The organism is Flavobacterium tegetincola DSM 22377, assembly GCF_000425485.1.
In the GTDB taxonomy this organism is placed as follows: Bacteria; Bacteroidota; Bacteroidia; order Flavobacteriales; family Flavobacteriaceae; genus Flavobacterium; species Flavobacterium tegetincola.
The window spans coordinates 13,763-33,219 of record NZ_KE384386.1 but is presented as its reverse complement, the minus strand read 5'-3'; the positions used below and the strand labels follow the sequence as shown (position 1 = coordinate 33,219).

General features: G+C 35.6%; 15 protein-coding genes. 9 read left to right on the top strand and 6 right to left on the bottom strand.

Annotation, left to right across the window (positions count from 1 at the left end):
- Positions 1 to 5: 5 nt before the first annotated feature.
- The gene (locus H602_RS0114340; protein WP_026978626.1) at positions 6 to 386 is read right to left on the bottom strand and encodes a RidA family protein; all 381 of its coding nucleotides are present in this window, start codon (positions 384 to 386) and stop codon (positions 6 to 8) included.
- An 18-nt stretch (positions 387 to 404) separates the two neighbouring features.
- Entirely contained in the window at positions 405 to 3,131 is a 2,727-nt protein-coding gene (locus H602_RS0114335) for a putative LPS assembly protein LptD (protein ID WP_026978625.1), read from the bottom strand.
- 85 nt (positions 3,132 to 3,216) lie between these two features.
- Between H602_RS0114335 and H602_RS0114330 the strand changes: the two genes are divergently transcribed.
- The 9 genes from H602_RS0114330 (at position 3,217) to H602_RS19445 (ending at position 13,202) form a co-directional block, all read left to right on the top strand.
- Positions 3,217 to 4,377, top strand: coding sequence for an N-acetylmuramoyl-L-alanine amidase family protein (locus H602_RS0114330; protein ID WP_026978624.1), 1,161 nt, complete (start codon positions 3,217 to 3,219; stop codon positions 4,375 to 4,377).
- Between the two features lie 49 nt (positions 4,378 to 4,426).
- Entirely contained in the window at positions 4,427 to 5,386 is a 960-nt protein-coding gene (locus H602_RS0114325) for an MlaD family protein (protein WP_026978623.1), read from the top strand.
- Between the two features lie 13 nt (positions 5,387 to 5,399).
- A complete protein-coding gene (locus H602_RS0114320) occupies positions 5,400 to 6,728 on the top strand; it encodes a 4Fe-4S dicluster domain-containing protein (protein ID WP_026978622.1) in 1,329 nt (442 codons plus the stop codon).
- 120 nt (positions 6,729 to 6,848) lie between these two features.
- On the top strand, positions 6,849 to 7,289 hold the full coding sequence (locus tag H602_RS0114315; protein WP_026978621.1) for an LNS2 domain-containing protein: 441 nt from the start codon (positions 6,849 to 6,851) through the stop codon (positions 7,287 to 7,289).
- 42 nt (positions 7,290 to 7,331) lie between these two features.
- Positions 7,332 to 8,123 (top strand): (Fe-S)-binding protein, encoded by a 792-nt coding sequence (locus H602_RS0114310; RefSeq protein ID WP_026978620.1) that lies wholly within the window; start codon positions 7,332 to 7,334, stop codon positions 8,121 to 8,123.
- Between the two features lie 38 nt (positions 8,124 to 8,161).
- Positions 8,162 to 8,644, top strand: coding sequence for a hypothetical protein (locus H602_RS20355; protein ID WP_026978619.1), 483 nt, complete (start codon positions 8,162 to 8,164; stop codon positions 8,642 to 8,644).
- A gap of 7 nt (positions 8,645 to 8,651) precedes the next feature.
- A complete protein-coding gene (locus tag H602_RS0114300) occupies positions 8,652 to 11,558 on the top strand; it encodes a serine hydrolase domain-containing protein (RefSeq protein ID WP_026978618.1) in 2,907 nt (968 codons plus the stop codon).
- Positions 11,559 to 11,637: 79 nt separating this feature from the next.
- On the top strand, positions 11,638 to 12,774 hold the full coding sequence (gene bshA / locus H602_RS0114295; protein WP_026978617.1) for an N-acetyl-alpha-D-glucosaminyl L-malate synthase BshA: 1,137 nt from the start codon (positions 11,638 to 11,640) through the stop codon (positions 12,772 to 12,774).
- Positions 12,775 to 12,824: 50 nt separating this feature from the next.
- The gene (locus H602_RS19445; protein ID WP_051224554.1) at positions 12,825 to 13,202 is read left to right on the top strand and encodes a protease complex subunit PrcB family protein; all 378 of its coding nucleotides are present in this window, start codon (positions 12,825 to 12,827) and stop codon (positions 13,200 to 13,202) included.
- Between the two features lie 581 nt (positions 13,203 to 13,783).
- Here the strand turns inward: H602_RS19445 and H602_RS18930 are convergent.
- From H602_RS18930 to H602_RS0114270, 4 genes are all read right to left on the bottom strand, one after another.
- Positions 13,784 to 16,033 carry a cation:proton antiporter domain-containing protein gene (locus tag H602_RS18930; RefSeq protein WP_035759734.1) on the bottom strand — a complete coding sequence of 750 codons (2,250 nt, stop codon included), beginning with the start codon at positions 16,031 to 16,033 and terminating at the stop codon, positions 13,784 to 13,786.
- Between the two features lie 432 nt (positions 16,034 to 16,465).
- Positions 16,466 to 17,812 carry an adenylosuccinate lyase gene (purB, locus tag H602_RS0114280; protein ID WP_026978616.1) on the bottom strand — a complete coding sequence of 449 codons (1,347 nt, stop codon included), beginning with the start codon at positions 17,810 to 17,812 and terminating at the stop codon, positions 16,466 to 16,468.
- A gap of 146 nt (positions 17,813 to 17,958) precedes the next feature.
- A complete protein-coding gene (locus H602_RS18925) occupies positions 17,959 to 18,234 on the bottom strand; it encodes a heavy metal-binding domain-containing protein (protein ID WP_211224091.1) in 276 nt (91 codons plus the stop codon).
- 28 nt (positions 18,235 to 18,262) lie between these two features.
- Positions 18,263 to 19,456, bottom strand: a complete 1,194-nt coding sequence (locus H602_RS0114270; RefSeq protein ID WP_026978615.1) for an efflux RND transporter periplasmic adaptor subunit — start codon at positions 19,454 to 19,456, stop codon at positions 18,263 to 18,265.
- Position 19,457 lies beyond the last annotated feature (1 nt).

Here is a 19,457-nt window from a genome sequence, read left to right as displayed (position 1 = left end):
TTTTTTTATAGTAGTGCAATCATAGAAATTTCAATATTTACATTTTTAGGTAAGCAAGCCACTTGAACCGTTTCTCTCGCAGGAGCGGTTTTTTCATCAAAATAAGTTTCGTAAACACTATTTATTTTTGCAAAATCGCCCATATTCATAATAAATATTGTGCTTTTTACTACATTTTCAAAAGTCATTCCAGCAGCTTCTAAAACGGCTTTCATGTTTTCCATTACTTGTTTGGTCTCCACTTCAATCGTGTCCGTTACAAGTTTCATAGTAAGTGGATTCAATGCAATTTGTCCTGATGTATATAAAGTATTTCCTGCTAAAACGGCCTGATTGTAAGGTCCAATCGGTGCCGGAGCTTTGTCTGTAAAAATTATTTTTTTCATAAATAAAATAGTTTAAAGTTATTTGATGATTCGTTCCGGTTGTGTTCTTTTATCCCATTTGATGTCGCTCAACATACCCGATTTAATTCCAATGAAGAATCCCCAAGATGCACTTTCACCAAAAGGAGTCCAGTTAAAATCCATACGCCAACTTAATAAATCGCGTTCAAAGCGAAGTTGTGTAAAAGTCACTCCATTTTGTACAAAATCATAACCGGTTGAAACACCTATTTTCCACTTTGGACTGATGTCTACATTTCCAGAAACCATCACCGAATTTCCAATAATTTCATTCTGACGGTTTGCGTTTCCGTACGTCAGCGAATAGGCAAAGGTGAAATCCCAAGGAATATCTGTTTTAAAAAATTCTGACGGTTCCTTTTCCTTTTCTTCATCGTCAAACTGGCTGTCTCTTCGATCACTAAAATCAATATTTGATCCAAATAAATCATCTTCACGTCCACCATTTCGAGCACCTTGACTGTTTTTATCATCGTCTTTACTACTTCCTGTACTGCTTAGAGAATAGTTAATGGTCATATTGGCACTCGTCATTCTAAATAAACTACCGCCATTGTCAATATTATATTTTTCAATTCTTTTTCCACTATTATCTACCGTATAAGGATCTAAAGTAGCTCCAAAGTTGACGTTCATTTTATCCTTGAACAATAAAGTTCCCCCACTCACACGGACTGGCGACCAAGCTAGAGAATCTGCGGCAATGTTATAACTAGTAGAAAAATTAAGATTGTTAAGCAACATCACTTTTTTAGGCTCTGTAGCAGTTGAATCTTTACTGCTAACTTTTGCTTCTAGTGTATTGTTTAAACTAATTCCAACATTATTGGAGTACGTTTGACCGGGTGAACCAAATATACCGCCCTCAAATCGGGTATAGTCGGTAAGCATGGTTCCACTTGCATCTGTGGCATACGTATCATAATATTTCTCAAAACTAGGAGTATAATTATAAGAAACGGATGGACGCATCACGTGTCGGATGGCTTGAATTTTTTTGCTTTCGCCAAAATCAAAGGTTCCATAAACCGTTGTTCCAATACTACTGGAAAAAGAGTAAGTTCTAAAAGCGTCAAATTTGTCAACCTCACTTTCCACAACACTACCTTGATCTTCATCAAAATTTCGTCTTATGGTTTTTAAATACCACACTTCATTATAGTTCATTCCTGTTGAAACGCTGAAGTGTTTGAAAACTTTAAAATTGGTGCTTAAAGGAATGGAATGTTGAAAACCAACCTTTGCATCTTTAAACATTTCGGTGGTAAAGAAAAGTGAATCTGTGGTTCTAATCTGGTTTTCTCCTCTTAGATTGTATTGAAAGTTGATGTTTTTAATAAAACCCTTTTTCGGCTCATCTTCGGAAGCAAATGGAAATACACGATCTACACTAAGTTGTAATGTAGGAAGTGTCATATTAATTTCTTCTGTTTGCGTATTTTGAGAATGCGTTGCTGTTAAAGATAAATTTACGGATGGAACCGTATTAAATGTTTTAGCATAAGAAATAGATGAACTCAAGGTATTGTTTAAACGTGAGCCAACATTAACTTGATTCAATGAATTCTGAAAGTATGTGCTACTTCCTAAATTGACAGAGGCCGAAAATCGCGAATTTGGATTTGATTTTGTATCTTGTGAATGCGACCATTGAATGTTGTAAATGTTACTTTTTGCATAGTCAGGAAAACCACGTTCACTTGTAATTTGGTTTTCAAAACGAAGATTTAGATTTCCACGAAAACGGTAGCGACTGGCATAACTCGATTCAAATCGCATGGCGTAACTCCCATTGGTATAGTAATCACCTAAAAAGGTCAAATCATAATTATCACTTAATGCAAAATAATATCCACCGTTTTGTAACGAATATCCTTGACTTCGTGTGTCATTGAAGGTGGGTAAAATTACTCCTGATTGACTGCTTTCTGTCATTGGAAAAAACGCAAACGGAAGTCCAATTGGTGTAGGAACATCTGCAATATACATATTAGTCAATCCAACTACTACTTTCTTCTTGGGAACAAATTTGGCTTTTCTAGCTAAAAAATAGTACTCAGGATCATCAATATCTTCGGCGGTAGTAAATTTTACGTTTTCCATAAAATACACTGAATCATTTTCTTTTTTTGCGCGTTCGGCAATAAAATTCAATTCTCCTTGTTTGCTTCTTGAATTCCAAATTAGGACTTTTTTGGTTTTAAAATTAAACCGAATGGAATCGGGTTCGATTACATTTGTGCCTTGCGTAAATACGGGTCGTTGCGTAAAATTTCCAGCAGAATCTTTTATTCGACCTGCATAAACTTCATTTTTGGCATAATCCATTACAATTACGCCTGATTTTAAAACGACATCTAAATAATAAAGTTCGGCTTTATTGTATAAAGTAATGCGTTTTTTCTTCTGATCAATGCGTTCGTAATCTACTGCAGTTCGTTTTACAATTCCCTCTAGAACTGATTTTTTCTTTTTAACGGTATCCGTTTTAGTACTGTCAATTTCCTTATTAAGTTTGGGAAGTGACTGTACGACAAGGCTGTCTGACGGTTGCTCGTTTTTTACAGGTACCGGAACAGTCAGTTTCTTTGGGTTTTCTTGAGAGTACAGTTGTGAAGTTCCAACGGTCAAGAAAATAGATAAGAAAACGATATGAAATAAGTTTGTATGCAAAAGTTTAAATGCTATTTTTGTAAAAATATGGCGTGCTCTTTGATGTGTCAAACTTACTATAATTTTTTCATCAAAATACGCGTTTTTGTAAATTATAACAGTAGTGTTTTTAATTAAATTAACTTTTCCTATACCTATGCGACGATTCAATCAGTATAACTGTCTTATTCTTATTTTGTTATGTACTTTTTCGCTCACTAGTTCAGCACAAGCAACTAAATTTAAAGTAGTACTAGATGCGGGTCATGGTGGAAATGATTTTGGAGCTTCGTACAATGGTCTACATGAAAAATCCATTGCTTTAAGTATAACCCAAAAAGTGGGAAAGATTCTTGAGAAAAATCCTAATGTGGAAGTAATTTATACAAGAAATTCAGATGTTTTCATAGAATTGAACAAACGTGCTCAAATTGCCAATGAAAATAAAGCATCTATTTTTGTTTCCATTCATTGTAATGCAAATAAAAACACCTCTGCTGAAGGATATGAAACTTATGTAATGGGAATGCACCGAAATGCTTCCAATCTAGAAGTAGCAAAATTGGAGAATGAAGTTGTTACCATGGAAAAAGACTACAAATTGAAGTACAACGGTTATGACCCAAAATCTCCTGAAACAGCAATTGGTACTACGTTAATGCAGGAAGAGTACATGGACAATAGTATCACCTTAGCAAGTAGAGTTCAGGACGGAATGGCTACAAACTTTGGAAGAAAAGATAGAAGAGTAAAACAGGCAGGGTTTCTAGTTTTACGAGAAATTTATATGCCCCGAATTTTGATTGAGATGGGATTCATATCCAATGCTAGAGAAGGGAATTATATGAATTCAGATGCTGGTCAAAATGAAATTGCTACAGGAATTGCCGGAGCGATTATTAGTTATAAAAATGAATTTTACGGAAGTGGTAAAAATGAGCCGCAAATTGAAAAATACGTTCCTTCTACGCCTGAAAAACAACCAGCGAAAGAAATTGTAGCGGTAAAAGAGGTGATTAAAGAGGTAAAGACTGCAGCACCTGAAGCAGATGCTGTAAAAAGTGGTATTGTTTTTAAAGTGCAGATTGCTGCAAGTGGTACTAAACTGGATTTAACGCCAAGTAATTTTAAAGGCTTAAATAATCTTTCTGTAAGTTCCGATGGTGGAAATTTATACAAATACATGTATGGAAATTCTAGCGATTACAATGAAATAAAACAGAATTTAGCGGAAGCAAAATCAAAAGGATTTGAAGGTGCTTACATCATTGCATTGAAAGATGGCAAGAAAATAAGTCTTCAAGAAGCATTGAAATAGGCGTTCTTCCATTTTTTTGTTATAAATTTGTCTTTAAAAACGCTATATTTTGAAAATTACAAGAGAAATTAAAACGGCAATACTTGTCATTGCTTCCATATTATTATTTATTTGGGGCTATAGTTTTCTGCAAGGTCGCGACTTATTGAGTTCGTATCGAATGTTTTATGTTCAGTATGAGAATGTGGAAGGACTGTCCAGTTCAGCACCTGTTACTATCAATGGATTGACAGTGGGTCGTATTACTAAAATCGAATTAATTCCAGCTACGGGTAAATTGCAAGTGGAAATCCAAGTAAAAAGTGATTTTCCAATTTCTAAATCAAGTACCGTTGATATTTACGAACCAGGTTTAATTGGCGGAAAGCAAATTCAAATTGTACCAAATCTGCAAGACACACAATTAGCAGAATCTGGGTATACATTTAAAGGACGTATTGTACCGGGACTTACAGGTTTAGTTGGTGAAAAACTTACTCCTTTGCAAGAAAAAATAGAGAAAGTGGCATTAAGTGCAGATGTGCTTTTGACAAATTTAAATGACGTTTTAGATGCTAAATCTAAAGCTAATTTAAGAGAGAGCATTGCAAAACTAAATAGTTTGATGGACGAATTTGGAAAAGCAAGTAAAAGTGTCAATCAAATTATTGATAAAAATCAAGCGAATATAGATGGATCACTTGCTAATCTAAATAAAACGACTGCAAATTTTTCTAAAATTTCAGATACTTTGGCGAAAGCTAAAATAGGTCAAGCCATAAATCATTTTGAACAATCTTTAAAAAGTGTCGACAAAATGATGTCTAATTTGGAGCAAGGTAAAGGTACAATGGGTAAACTTTTGACCGATGATCAATTGTATAAAAATTTAAATTCTACTTCAACGGAGTTAGAATTGCTTTTACAAGATTTACGCTTAAATCCAACGCGGTACATAAACGTTTCTTTATTCGGAAAAAAGAATAAACCTTACGTTGCGCCAAAACCTCAAGATTCAATTTCAAACTAACGGCTGATTACTCATGCATTATTTAGATAATATTTTATTTGCAATTTTACTATTATTAGGAGTTGGTTATTTTACGCTTAATTGTAAAAAAATCCTGCGTAACATTAGACTTGGTAAGGAAGTCAACCGTTCTGACCGCAAAGGCGACCGATGGAAAAACATGGCAATGATTGCTTTGGGACAATCCAAAATGGTCAAGCGTCCTGTTGCTGGAATTTTACACATCATTGTATATGTTGGTTTCGTTGTAATTAACATTGAAGTATTAGAGATTATTATCGATGGCCTTTTTGGAACGCATCGGGTGTTCTCATTTCTAGGACCGGTCTATAACGTTTTGATTGGCTCGTTTGAAATTCTAGCATTCTTGGTTTTAGTTGCTGTTATAATTTTTTACATCCGTAGAAATATTATCAACTTGAAACGATTTGTGCATTCAGATTTAAAAGGCTGGCCAAAATCAGATGGTAATATCATCTTGTACTTTGAAGTAGTCTTGATGACTTTATTCTTAACGATGAATGCGGCAGATTTTCACTTGCAAAACGTAAGTGGTGGATTTATGCATTTTCACACTGCAGGTTCATTTCCTATAAGTCAATATATCGCTGTTCTCTTTGAAGGAGTTCCAAATGCAACCGTTTATGTAATTGAGCGTGCAGCTTGGTGGTTGCACATCGCAGGAATCTTGGTTTTCTTAAATTATTTATATTTCTCAAAACATTTGCACATTCTATTGGCATTTCCAAATACGTATTTTGCGGATTTAAATCCAAAGGGGCAATTTGAGAATTTAGAAGCGGTGACAAATGAAGTTAAGTTGATGATGGATCCAAATGCAGATCCTTATGCAGCAGCTCCAGCGGATGCAGTTCCAACTAAATTTGGAGCATCAGATGTACAAGATTTAAATTGGGTGCAATTGCTTAATGCATATACTTGTACAGAATGTGGACGTTGTACAAGTGCTTGTCCAGCCAATCAAACAGGTAAAAAATTATCGCCTCGTAAAATCATGATGGACACCCGCGACCGAATGGAAGAAGTGGGAAAAAATATTGATGCGAACAAAGGCGTTTTTATTCCAGATAATAAAACATTATTAAACGATTATATTACGGCTGAAGAACTTTGGGCATGTACCACTTGCAATGCTTGTGTAGAAGAATGTCCGGTTAATATTAGTCCACTTTCTATCATTATGGAGATGCGTCAGTATTTGGTTATGGAACAAAGTGCCGCACCAATGCCATTGAATGCTATGATGACAAATATTGAGAACAATGGAGCGCCTTGGCAATACAGTCAACAAGATCGTTTGAATTGGAAAGATGAAAATTAATTTTTGGAAAGCATAGAGTTTAGAATAGAAAGCATAGATTATAGAAAAAGAAATAAAAATTCTCTTATAATGTGAGGTTAAGAGTGTTTTTTATTATTGTAAACAGTAAAAACAATTAATATGAAAACACAGGATGTAGAACAGAAGTTGGTTAAGACCGTTGAAAATGGACAAGTAATAAGTCCTGTTTTGTCAGAAGGAATTAAGAATTACTTAATTGATATTGACGGAACCATTTGCGATGATATTCCAAATGAAGAACCCGAACGCATGTTAACGGCAGAGGTCTATCCGGAAGCATTACACATTATCAACAAGTGGTATGAAGAAGGACACATCATTACCTTTTTTACGTCTCGAACTGAGGCACATCGTGAATATACAGAACGTTGGTTGAAAAACCATGGTTTCAAGTACCACGGAATGGTAATGGGTAAACCACGAGGCGGAAATTACCATTGGATTGACAATCATATTGTGCGAGCCACACAGTACAAGGGAAAGTTTACAGATTTAGTAAAGAAGAATGTAAACATCGAAGTTTTCAAGGAAGAAGATTAAATGGTTGTAAATAACCGATTATAACATAATAAAAAGAGTACAATGTCAGAAAATTTAGTGGTACCTACAATGGCGGAAATGTTGGCACAAGGCAAACAACCTGAAGTTCTTTTTTGGGTGGGTTGTGCTGGAAGTTTTGACGACAGAGCCAAAAAAATCACCAAAGCATTTGTCAAAATTTTAAACCGTGCCAACGTGTCTTTTGCAGTTTTAGGTGCTGAAGAAAGTTGTACGGGAGATCCTGCAAAAAGAGCGGGTAATGAATTCTTGTTTCAAATGCAAGCCATGATGAATATCGAGGTTTTAAATGCGTATGAAGCTAAGAAAATTGTAACGGCTTGTCCACATTGTTTCAATACGTTGAAAAATGAATATCCTGAATTAGGCGGGCAATACGAGGTGGTGCATCATACGCAATTTCTAAAATCACTTTTGGACGATGACCGACTGACAATTGAAGGCGGACAGTTTAAAGGAAAACGCATTACTTTTCACGATCCATGTTACCTCGGTCGCGCCAATAATATTTATGAAGCGCCACGTGATTTAATCATGAAATTGGATGCTGAATTATTAGAAATGAAACGTTCTAAAGCAAATGGTTTGTGCTGTGGAGCAGGTGGCGCACAGATGTTTAAAGATGCAGAACCTGGAAACAAAGAAATTAACATAGAACGTACCGAAGATGCATTGGAAGTAAAACCAGACATCATTGCTGCAGGTTGCCCATTTTGCAATACCATGATGACGGATGGCGTTAAAAATAAAGAAAAAGAAAGCGAAGTTAAAGTAATGGACATCGCTGAATTAATTGCTAATGCGCAAGATTTATAAGTTTAGATTTTCTATTCTTAATTTAAAAAAGAAATAAAATGTACGTTCCCTTTGATACTCTACCGGAAGAATCCAAAATTTGGATTTACCAATCCAACCGAAAATTTTCGGATGCTGAAATGACTGATATTGAATCAGATTTAAAAGAATTTATAGAAAATTGGGCAGCTCATGGAACTAGTTTAACAGCGTCCTATCTATTGAAATACAATCGTTTTATTATTTTGGCGGTAAATCAAGAAGACCAAATGGCTACGGGTTGTTCGATAGATGCATCGGTTGCCTTTATTCAAAGTTTAGAACAAAAATACACAGTTGATTTATTGGACAAGATGAACGTGACCTTCAAGGTAGGCGAACATGTAGCGCACAAAACCTTGATTGATTTTAAAAAAATGGCTAAAGATAAAGCAGTTACAGGCGACACAATTGTCTTTAATAATTTAGTCAATAACATCGCCGAATTTAACGAATCCTGGGAAACTCCAGCTGACGAAAGTTGGCACAGTCGATTCTTTTAATATTTATATGAACAAATTTCTTTTGATGCTGATTTTTATAAGTCAGCTTTCTTTTTCTCAAACCAATTCAATTGCAGCTCCATCTTCTGAATTGCAGATAAAATGGGTGGACAGTGTATACAATCAAATGTCTTTGGATGAACGCATTGGTCAACTTTTTATGGTTGCAGCGTACTCAAATAAAGATTCAGCGCACGTCAATTCTATTGAAAAATTAGTTTCACAATATAAAATCGGCGGACTTATTTTTTTTCAAGGAGGTCCAAAGCGTCAAGCGAATTTAACAAACAGGTATCAGAAAAAGTCAAAACTTCCCTTATTCGTTGGTATCGATGCAGAGTGGGGTTTAGCCATGCGATTGGACTCGGTAGCTCGTTTTCCTTGGAACATGACTCTGGGTGCGATTCAAGATATGAGTTTAATTGAAAAAGTAGGTGAGGCCTATGCCAATCAAAGTAAGAGATTGGGGATTCAATTTAATTTTGCTCCCGTTTTAGACATCAACACCAATCCTAAAAACCCGATTATTGGCAACCGTTCTTTTGGTGAAAATAAAGAAAACGTGACCAAAAGTGCTTTGGCAATGATGAAAGGCATCCAGAATAATGGTGTTTTTGCAACAGGAAAGCATTTTCCCGGACACGGTGCGACTTCAACAGATTCGCATTATTCACTTCCAACTATTGACTTCTCCAAGGAACATATTGACGAAGTAGAATTGTATCCATACAAAAAACTATTTTCGGAAGGAATGGCGTCGGTTATGGTGGCGCATTTGAATGTACCGAGTTTGGAACCAAGAGAAAATTTCCCTTCTTCGCTATCTTATAACATTGTGACCAATGTTTTGCAAAATCAACTAGGGTTTAAAGGTCTGATATTTACTGACGCCTTGAATATGAAAGGCGCGAGTAATTTTAAAAAGCCAGGTGAAATTGATTTAGCCGCTTTCATGGCTGGAAATGACATTTTACTTTTTGCTGAAAATGTACCTTTGGCTTTGGAAAAAATTTGTGAGGCCTATCAAGATTCAGTGATTTCTGAGGAACGTTTACAACAATCGGTTAAGAAAATTTTGACTTATAAGTTTAAATCAGGTTTGAATAATTACAAACCAATCGATACGCTCAATTTAATAAAAGATTTGAATCCTGCTAAGGATGCCGCGTTGCAATACAAACTGTATGAAAATGCAGTAACGGTAGTGCGTAATCGTGATCAAACTTTACCCATCAAAAATTATGAAAAAGAGAAAATTGCTTATGTAAAAATTGGCGATGACGTACATACTACATTTTTAACTACTTTACAGAATTATACTGAAGTCACAGAAGTTAAAGAAGATAATATTGACTCGTTGATGGTCAAGTTACAGCCGTTTACCAAAGTAATTATTGGATTTCACAAAGCTGATGGCGCTTGGAAAAATCATGATTTCAAGGCAAGTGAACTAGCAAAATTGGATACTATTGCAAAATACAAACACATTATTTTGGATGTGTTTGCAAAACCTTACGCACTGCTTCCAATAGCCGATTTTCAAGATTATGATGCATTGATAGTTTCATATCAAAATACAGAGGTATCTCAAGTTGTTTCAAGTGAAATCATTTTTGGAGCTATTGGTTCTAAAGGAAAATTACCCGTATCTATCAATAATTTCTATCCTGTAAATCATGGTTTGGAAACAAAGCAACTAAACGTTTTAGGTTTTACAGCACCTGAAAATGTCAATGTCAGTTCTACTAAATTAGCAGCAATTGACTTATTAGTTCAAAAAGCAATAAAAGCTAAAATGACGCCTGGAGCACAAGTCTTGATCGCCAAAGACGGGAAAATTATTTATCAGAAAGCATTTGGATCACCCACTTATGAAAACAAAGTAAAAGTAAATAACACCGATTTATACGATGTAGCGTCGCTTACCAAGATCATGGCCACTTTGCCTGTTGTTATGCAAGAGTTTGATAACGGACGATTGAATATTCTTTCCACCTTAGGGCAGATGTTACCAGAATTTAAAAATTCAAATAAAGCGGCTATTTCATTTACAGATTTACTTTCGCATCAAGCACAATTAAAGCCGTGGGAACCGTTTTATAAAGCTACCTTAAATGAGCAGGGGAAACCAAGTGAGATGTATTACAGAAAATCATTTGACGAACAATTTTCCAAGCAAGTAGCCGACAGTTTGTTTATTAAAAATGACTATCAAGATACAATTCTAAATTTTATTAAAGACAGTGAATTGTTGCCTAAAAAAGAATACAAGTACAGCGATTTTACTTTTATTTTATTAAAGGAATATTTAGAACGAGCTACACATCAGAAATTAAACATTTTAGCCTACGACCGTTTCTTTCATCCGTTGGGAATGAACAGCACGTTGTATAACCCTTTAAATAAATTTCCTAAGAGCAAAATTATTCCAACGGAAATTGATACTTATTTTAGATATCAAAAGCTACAAGGATATGTACACGATATGGAAGCGGCCATGGAAGGTGGAGTAGCAGGCCACGCGGGAATTTTTTCCAACAGTATGGATGTGGCTAAATTGATGCAAATGTTTTTGCAAAAAGGAAATTATGCTAATAAAACGTACTTTTCTGAAAGGACGTTCAACACTTTTAATACCCGATACTTTGAAGCCACAGGAAGCCGTCGCGGATTGGGCTTTGATAAAGAGCAATTGCCGGGAACTTCAGGACCCACTTGTGGATGTACTTCAGCTAGTAGTTTTGGACACACAGGTTTTACAGGAACAATGGCTTGGGCAGATGCGGAACATAACCTCGTTTATATATTCTTATCCAACCGAACTTTTCCAGATTCTAATATGCCAAACGAACTTTCAAGGGCAAATATTAGAGAAGATATCCAAAAAGTGATTTACGACGCTATCGAAAAATAGCACAGACACACGTTAAAGTTATTTAAAAAAAAGAGAACTCGGTCGTAATTTTGTACATTCGTTAGACTAAAATTTACGAATGAAAATTGCAATTGTTTGTTATCCAACTTTTGGAGGTAGTGGAGTAGTAGCTACTGAATTAGGTCTGGAATTAGCCAGAAGAGGCCACGAAATCCATTTTATTACTTACCGACAACCTGTCCGCTTGGCATTGTTAAATCCCAATGTCTTTTACCACGAAGTAAATGTTCCTGAATACGCACTTTTCCATTATCAACCTTATGAACTGGCACTTTCCAGCAAATTGGTTGACATGGTTAAATTGTATAAAATTGAACTAATGCACGTGCATTACGCCATTCCTCATGCGTATGCGGGTTATATGGCAAAGCAAATGTTGAAAGACGAAGGAATTGATATTCCAATGGTCACCACGCTTCACGGAACTGATATTACGTTAGTGGGAAGCCATCCGTTTTATAAATCAGCGGTAACTTTTAGCATAAATAAATCGGACTATGTGACTTCTGTTTCGGAAAGTTTGAAGCAAGACACTTTGAAGCTCTTTAATATAAAAAATGAAATTCAGGTAATTCCTAATTTTATTGAATTAGAAAAAAATCACGAAGATTCGAGTATTCCTTGTCGCAGATCGGTAATGGCAAAATCCAATCAAAGAATTTTGACACACATCAGTAATTTCAGAAAGGTGAAACGCATTCCTGACGTGATTGATATTTTTTATAAAGTCCAGCAGAAGTTAGACGTAAAATTAATGATGGTGGGCGATGGTCCTGAAAAAGAACAAGCCGAACTACTTTGTGAAAAGTTAGGCATCTCAAGTAAAGTTATCTTTTTTGGAAACAGCAACGAGGTTGATCAGATCTTAAGTTATACCGATTTATTTTTACTTCCATCAGAAACGGAAAGCTTTGGTTTAGCCGCTTTGGAAGCAATGGCATGGGGCGTTCCGGTTATTTCTAGCAATTCAGGGGGTTTGCCTGAAGTCAATTTTGAAGGTATTTCCGGCTATTTAAGTAACGTAGGAGATACGGATGATATGGCTGCGAAAGCCATCTCTATATTGGAAGACGATGATAATTTATGTCTGTTTAAAAAGAACGCTTTAGAAATTGCAAAGAAATTTGACATCAAAAATATTTTGCCACTTTATGAAGCACTTTATGAAAAGGCATTAGGTAAAGTTACAGTATGAAAAAAGTATATTTAATTCCCATCCTATTTTTAATAATCTCGTGCAAACCAATGAGCGATATAACCGTCAATAAAACCGGTAAACCTGAACTTTACACCGTACTTTATACTTCCGAAAATCAAGGTAAGGATGAAGAATCGACTAGTGTAATTCGGGATTCAGAAGCATTGTCCGTTTTATATGAGTCGGTAGGAATAGAGAATGTGCCAGAAATTGACTTCAAAAAAAATCAAGTTGTAGCACTTTTTTTAGGAACAAAAAGAACGGGTGGTTATGGAATTACTGTTGAGCGAGTGGAGGAAGTTAACAATCAAATTAGTATCCACAAAAAAATTACCACTCCACAAGGTGACATGGTTACAACCGCGTTAACAAATCCCTTTGTAATTGTTGAAATTCATAGTACGAAAGAAATTATAATTAAGTAATTATTACTGAAATAAAACAGCAATAATTTAGTGTGTCGACCATTTTTGTACGTCTTGCATTCTTTAGGCTGCGGAGTTAAAGGTGGCATATAATCGTGTGCTATTACAACTGGATCAATATTTACTTTTAAATACGCTGTTTAACAAATCACTGCTTTTGAAAGCTGCATTGTAATAATGGCGACCAAACTGCGAAAAGTACTAAGGGTCAAAAAGCGACAGATTAAGATCTCCAACAAAACGAAAAGTAGCTATTTTTGAATATTGTTGTAGGTCTACGATGTGTTTTCCAAAGTCTGACTTAAAATGCGATCTTTATTTCTAGTAATGCCAACAATTGCACCGTACACTACCAAGTCTTCAAAATCAGTACCTAACAAAGCTTAGTGATGTCTTATCATTAATGTGTGCACTACTTTCTTGATTGGATATTTTGAAAATAGTGCTACTCTTATTTCTCTTACTTTATAACTGAATGATGCCTCAGGCAATAGATTCATTGTAATGGTATAACGGTAAGCACTATTCCCTGTGGCAATTTTCATAGCGATATGAGTAGTAACCTTTTAAGCTGTAGTCAACTACAGCGCTAAATTTTTAGCACGCTTATCATCAAAAAATTCTTGCAACATTTTTTTACTTCCAACGATCCAGAGAATGTCATTTTCTTGCAACACCAAATTTGACTCAGGGTTTAAAAAACGTTTTCCATCACGTTCGATACCTACAACCATCGCTCGTGTCTTCTCTCTAATCTGTGAATCTCGAATGGTTTTTCCAATAAAAAGCTCGTTGTTCAGTTCCAATTGCTTTAAAATGATATCGTTATTAATCAGTTTTTCTGGAATGTCAAACTCGTGTTGATCCAAATAATTTTGGAATTTCGTAATTTGATCATCTGTACCAATTACGCAAATTTCATCACCCGGGAATAGGCGTTCCATCTTGTTCGGAATATCGATAGTAATTTCGCCACGACGAATGAAAGCTACATTAATTCCTAAAGTTTCCCGCAGTTGCAGTTCATCTAATGTTTTACCGGCAATATTGGATTCTTTGGCAATATCGAAAGTCGTCATGTGACCGTCCCACGGGGTCAAGTCACTTCTACTTTTACTGGCTTGAATGATTTCTCGGGCATTTAAATTTTCTACAAAACGACGTTCAATTTTGTGATACTGCTCGTTCAATTTTTTTGGAAATAATACATAAGCTCCAATTGCTACGATTAATGCAATCAATGCAACAACCGGTGAGAAAAAGCTGTTAAGTAAAAATCCTAAAAAGAATAAAGTTAAAAGCATTCTTAGAAGAACCAACATGATAATCGGGCCGCGGTATTTTCTAATTTTCATTAAAGCATCCACTTGCTCCTTTGCCACTCGTTTTAAGGAAAGCGCATAGAAAAAAGGCGATAAAACGATCAATGTAATTAACGCGGCAAGTGCGTTTCCAAAGCGTGAATCTTCCACCAATGGCAATACATATCCAGAAGAAAGTAAAATAATAGCTACGATGATAACCGAATGAATTATTACTTGAACTAGGTATGCTTTAATTACTATTTGCCAATTACTTGCAGATTTAATAGACTCAGAATTTGAGCTGTATCGATCTATCTTTTTCGCCCATTTTCGAGGAATTTTTCTTTCAATAAAAACAGAAAAAGGGACGGCAGCCTTAATCATGTAAGGAGTTGTAAACGTAGTTACAGCTGAAACCGCAACGACCATCGGGTATAAAAAATCACTCGTAACATTAAGCGTCATTCCGAGCGTAGCAATGATGAACGAAAATTCTCCAATTTGGGACAAACTCATCCCGGTTTGAATGGATTGCTTGAGCGGCTGACCCGAAATTAAAGCACCAATTGTGGAACTTATGGATTGTCCGAAAATTGTAACAAGCGTGAGTATTGCCACTGGAACAGCATATTCAATCAAAGTATCTGGATCAATTAACATTCCAACAGATACGAAGAACACAGCGCCAAAAAGATCTTTTACAGGTTTAACCAGATGTTCTACATGTTCTGCTTGCGTGGTTTCTGCTATAATAGAACCCATAATAAATGCTCCCAAAGCAGGAGAAAAGCCTACATTTGATGCTAAAATTACCATCATTAAACACAAGGCAATGGAGATAATTAAGGTCATTTCGTCGGTCAATAAACTTTTTGCTTTCCGAAGTAGTGTTGGAATAAAAAAGATGCCACCAATAAACCATAGCGTCAAAAAGAATATTAATCTAAGTATAGATTGCAGTAATTCGCCACCGGAAAACTGCTGACTTACAGCAACTGTAGACAGCAAAACCAACATCAAAATAGCTACAATGTCTTGTACAATCAATGAACCAAGTACGATTCCAGCAAACTTCTGCGTCTTGACACCCAATTCATCAAAGGTTTTAAGAATGATTGTAGTGGACGAAATCGCCAGAATTGCTCCTAAAAAAATACTGTCCATTTTTCCCCAACCCATTGCAACACCCACAAAATAGCCTAAAATTACCATGGTAATGATTTGAGTGGTTGCCGTAATGGAGGCCGAACCGCCCACTTTCATTAATTTCTTAAAACTGAATTCCAAACCAAGACTAAATAGTAAAAATATAATACCAATTTCAGCCCAAACTTCTACTCCCGCTTTATCAGTAACAGAGGGAAAGAAGTCGAAATTATTTCCAGCTAAAAATCCTGCTACCAAATAACCCAATACCAAAGGTTGCTTGATTTTCTTAAATAATAGCACGGCAATTGCAGCAGTCATCAGAATTAAACCCAAATCACTGATTAAAGGTTTTAAATGCGAAGTAGCTGAGGCCGTCATTAAAAAGAAGGAAAAGAAGTGAATCACGTGTAAAATTTTAGGTGTGTGGAAAGATAAAAAAAAAGAAAATAAAATGCTACATTTTGAATACTTGATTTAACAGAGAGGCGACAAATTTATTTAAAAGTATAAGCTACTAATCATTTACTTTGTTGTACCGTAGCTATTTTATGGTAAGTTCCGTTTGTTTCGTTCTCTAACTCTATCGACCTTGCTTCCTTGAAGTAGAATACCACGTCTTGTGCTCTTTTAAAGAACAATTTATATACTTAAAAAGTATAATTTAATAAAAAAGCAGTTCTTTTTTTATACTTGCCTTAACTAAAGAACTTATAATATAAAAGAAATGATCCCAAAGCATTATTTTTATTATCAAAAAATCCCTCTCCCAAAAAAATTAGGAAAGGGATTGATTATAAAATTATGAATGGTTTACACTCCTAAATAGGTACTAGGCGAAATGACCAATAATTCATTTTTAATCGCTTCCGAAACATCTAAAGTTCCAATAAACGCATGAATGGATTCTTTTGTAATTGCAGCATTTGTTCTTGTCAAACCTTTTAAGGCTTCGTACGGATTCGGATAGCCTTCACGTCTTAAGATTGTTTGAATGGCTTCGGCAACTACGGCCCAGTTTTTCTCTAAATCTTCGGCAAATTTAGGTTCGTTAAGCAATAGTTTATTCAACCCTTTCAATGTTGCTTCAAAAGCAATTAGCGTATGTCCTATGGGAACGCCAATATTTCTCAAAACGGTACTGTCTGTTAAATCCCGTTGCAATCTGGACAAAGGTAATTTTGCCGAAAGGTGCTCAAAAATAGCATTTGCCATTCCTAAATTTCCTTCAGAATTTTCAAAATCAATCGGATTTACTTTATGCGGCATAGCCGATGACCCAATTTCTCCTTCTTTAATTTTTTGCTTAAAATAATCCATTGAAACATACGTCCAAATGTCTCGGTCTAAATCAATTATGATCGTATTAATACGTTTTAAAGCATCAAAAAAGGCTGCGAAATGATCGTAATGCTCAATTTGTGTTGTAGGAAATGAGTGGTGCAATCCCAGTTTTCCGACTACAAAATCAGTTCCAAATTTCTTCCAATCCGTCTGTGGATATGCTACATGATGTGCATTATAATTTCCAGTTGCGCCACCAAATTTTGCCGCAAAAGGAATGGAAAATAAGCTGCGCATTTGCTCTTCTAAACGCTCTACAAAAACAGCAATTTCTTTTCCCAATCGGGTAGGGGAAGCAGGCTGTCCGTGGGTTCTAGCCAACATCGGAACATCGTTCCATTCGGTACTCAACTCTTTTAACTTACTGATTAGAGCTACCAAACTCTTTAAATATACATTTTCAAAGGCCTCTTTTGTTGAAAGTGGAATAGCAGTATTGTTAATGTCTTGCGAAGTCAATCCAAAATGGATAAATTCTTTATATTCGGACAAATTCAATTGATCAAAAGCAGTTTTGATGAAATATTCCACCGCTTTTACATCATGATTTGTTGTTTTTTCAATATCCTTGATGGCTTGTGCATCTGCTGAAGAAAAATTTCTATAAATGTCACGCAATTGTTCAAAAACTGCGGTATCTACGTTTTTAACTTGTGGCAATGGAATTTCGCACAAGGCAATAAAATACTCGATTTCGACTAAAACGCGGTATTTGATCAATGCTTCTTCCGAGAAATATGGCGAAAGACTCATTGTTCTATTTCTGTATCTTCCGTCAATCGGCGATACAGCATTTAATTCGTTCAAAAGATTCATGGTAGTTGTGTTTTGTAAGAAAGCAAAGATACATTTTTAGAGTCAAATCACAAACCATGAATCGCAATCGTATACTGCTAATTTTTACGTCATTTTCTGACAAAAAAAATCCCCTTTTCAAGTTTATGAGTAGGGGAAATTTTAATTTAGTGGTTGTGGCCTTCGTGATCGTCATGGCCTTCATGACTTTCCGTTGCATCGTTTGCCGCTACCAAGTCCATTTCACAAACAGGACATTTTCCTGCTTCAGTATACGTCTTTCCTTTTTCACAATCCATTGGACATACATAGGCAACTTCTGCTGCAGAGGTAGTTGTTTCTGTACTCGTCTCTGTTGTGGTTTCTGTTTTAGGTTCTGACTTACACGATGTCATAGACAAAGTACAAACCGCAAAAGCAAACATTAAAATGGTTTTTTTCATAGGATTCTTATTTTTAAATTAGGTAAATTTAATGTGCATGACCGCCGCCGCCTTGGCTTTTGGCCAAATGACTTTGGATATAATACGCGCCTTTTAAAGCAATTTGAGCGTCTTTATCTATTTTTTGCAGCAAATCAATTTGCACAAAACCGAGTTGTGCGGTTCGTTCATTAACTTCTACACGCTTGAAATGCATTTCTTCGTCAACCGTATCATTTTTCTCTAAAACAAATATAAACGACCGACCATCCGCTTTTACAACCGACTCTAAAGGTAAGGCAAAAACGGCATTTGATCCAAGATCTATCATTGCATTAACGTACATTCCTGAAATTAATTGCTCGTCTTTGTTTTCAATTTCCGCGTGAATGGCAACTGCTTTTGTATCATTTTCAAAAGCTTTTCCAATATTAAACACCGTTCCCACCACTTCATTTTGACCTTGATTGGTTAAGATGAACCGTACCTTTTGTCCCTTTTTTATTTTGTACAAATCTTTTTCATACACCAATAAATCTACGTGTAATTTTGAATTGTCCACAATGTTGAGCATAGAAGTTCCTGGAGCAACTGCACTTCCAATTCGGATATTAATTTCCGTCACATAACCTCCTATTGGCGCTAAAACTGGAGCTGTAGCCGTTGCATTTTCAGATAAATTGATGTTTAATAGTTGAAGTTGTTTTTGTAGCGATGCATAACGCGCTTGTTCCATTTCATAATCTGATTTTGCTTTTTGAAACGTTTTTTTAGCGTTTACGGCGTCTTCATCAAGCGTTTTTTGGCGTTCATAATCTGCTTTTAGAAAAGTTAAATGACTTTTGGAAAGTAAATACGCTTCTTTTAATTTGGCAAATTCAGGACTTTCAACGGTAGCCAATACTTGCCCCTTTTTTACTTTTGCACCTTCTTCAATCAAAATACTTTTGATAATACCGTTAGCGTGAATGGAAACATCTGCTTGGTTCTGCGGAGGTAATTTAGTATAGCCATTTGACGAAACAACATCATTCATGTTTTTCTTTGAAAAAGTACCTAAGGTAATTGCAGCCGCTTTAAATTGCGCAGCATTTAGATGTACTTCATTTTCATCGGTATGATTTTCTACTTCTTCTGCGGCATGGTCGTGGTCGTCAGCTGGATTGTTGCCAAATTGTATGTAAAGCAGCAAACCCAGAACCATTATTAGTAAAAAGCTTATGTATATAGTGGATTTTTTCATT

Excerpts from the sequence above, each read along its gene's own strand:
- H602_RS18925 (WP_211224091.1), bottom strand. The coding sequence starts at position 18,234 with ATGAAAAAAACCATTTTAATGTTTGCTTTTGCGGTTTGTACTTTGTCT.
- H602_RS0114330 (WP_026978624.1), top strand. The coding sequence starts at position 3,217 with ATGCGACGATTCAATCAGTATAACTGTCTTATTCTTATTTTGTTATGT.
- purB (WP_026978616.1), bottom strand. The coding sequence starts at position 17,812 with ATGAATCTTTTGAACGAATTAAATGCTGTATCGCCGATTGACGGAAGA.
- H602_RS0114340 (WP_026978626.1), bottom strand. The coding sequence starts at position 386 with ATGAAAAAAATAATTTTTACAGACAAAGCTCCGGCACCGATTGGACCT.
- H602_RS0114310 (WP_026978620.1), top strand. The coding sequence starts at position 7,332 with ATGTCAGAAAATTTAGTGGTACCTACAATGGCGGAAATGTTGGCACAA.
- H602_RS0114315 (WP_026978621.1), top strand. The coding sequence starts at position 6,849 with ATGAAAACACAGGATGTAGAACAGAAGTTGGTTAAGACCGTTGAAAAT.
- H602_RS0114300 (WP_026978618.1), top strand. The coding sequence starts at position 8,652 with ATGAACAAATTTCTTTTGATGCTGATTTTTATAAGTCAGCTTTCTTTT.
- H602_RS0114320 (WP_026978622.1), top strand. The coding sequence starts at position 5,400 with ATGCATTATTTAGATAATATTTTATTTGCAATTTTACTATTATTAGGA.
- H602_RS20355 (WP_026978619.1), top strand. The coding sequence starts at position 8,162 with ATGTACGTTCCCTTTGATACTCTACCGGAAGAATCCAAAATTTGGATT.
- bshA (WP_026978617.1), top strand. The coding sequence starts at position 11,638 with ATGAAAATTGCAATTGTTTGTTATCCAACTTTTGGAGGTAGTGGAGTA.
- H602_RS0114270 (WP_026978615.1), bottom strand. The coding sequence starts at position 19,456 with ATGAAAAAATCCACTATATACATAAGCTTTTTACTAATAATGGTTCTG.
- H602_RS19445 (WP_051224554.1), top strand. The coding sequence starts at position 12,825 with ATGAGCGATATAACCGTCAATAAAACCGGTAAACCTGAACTTTACACC.
- H602_RS18930 (WP_035759734.1), bottom strand. The coding sequence starts at position 16,033 with ATGACGGCCTCAGCTACTTCGCATTTAAAACCTTTAATCAGTGATTTG.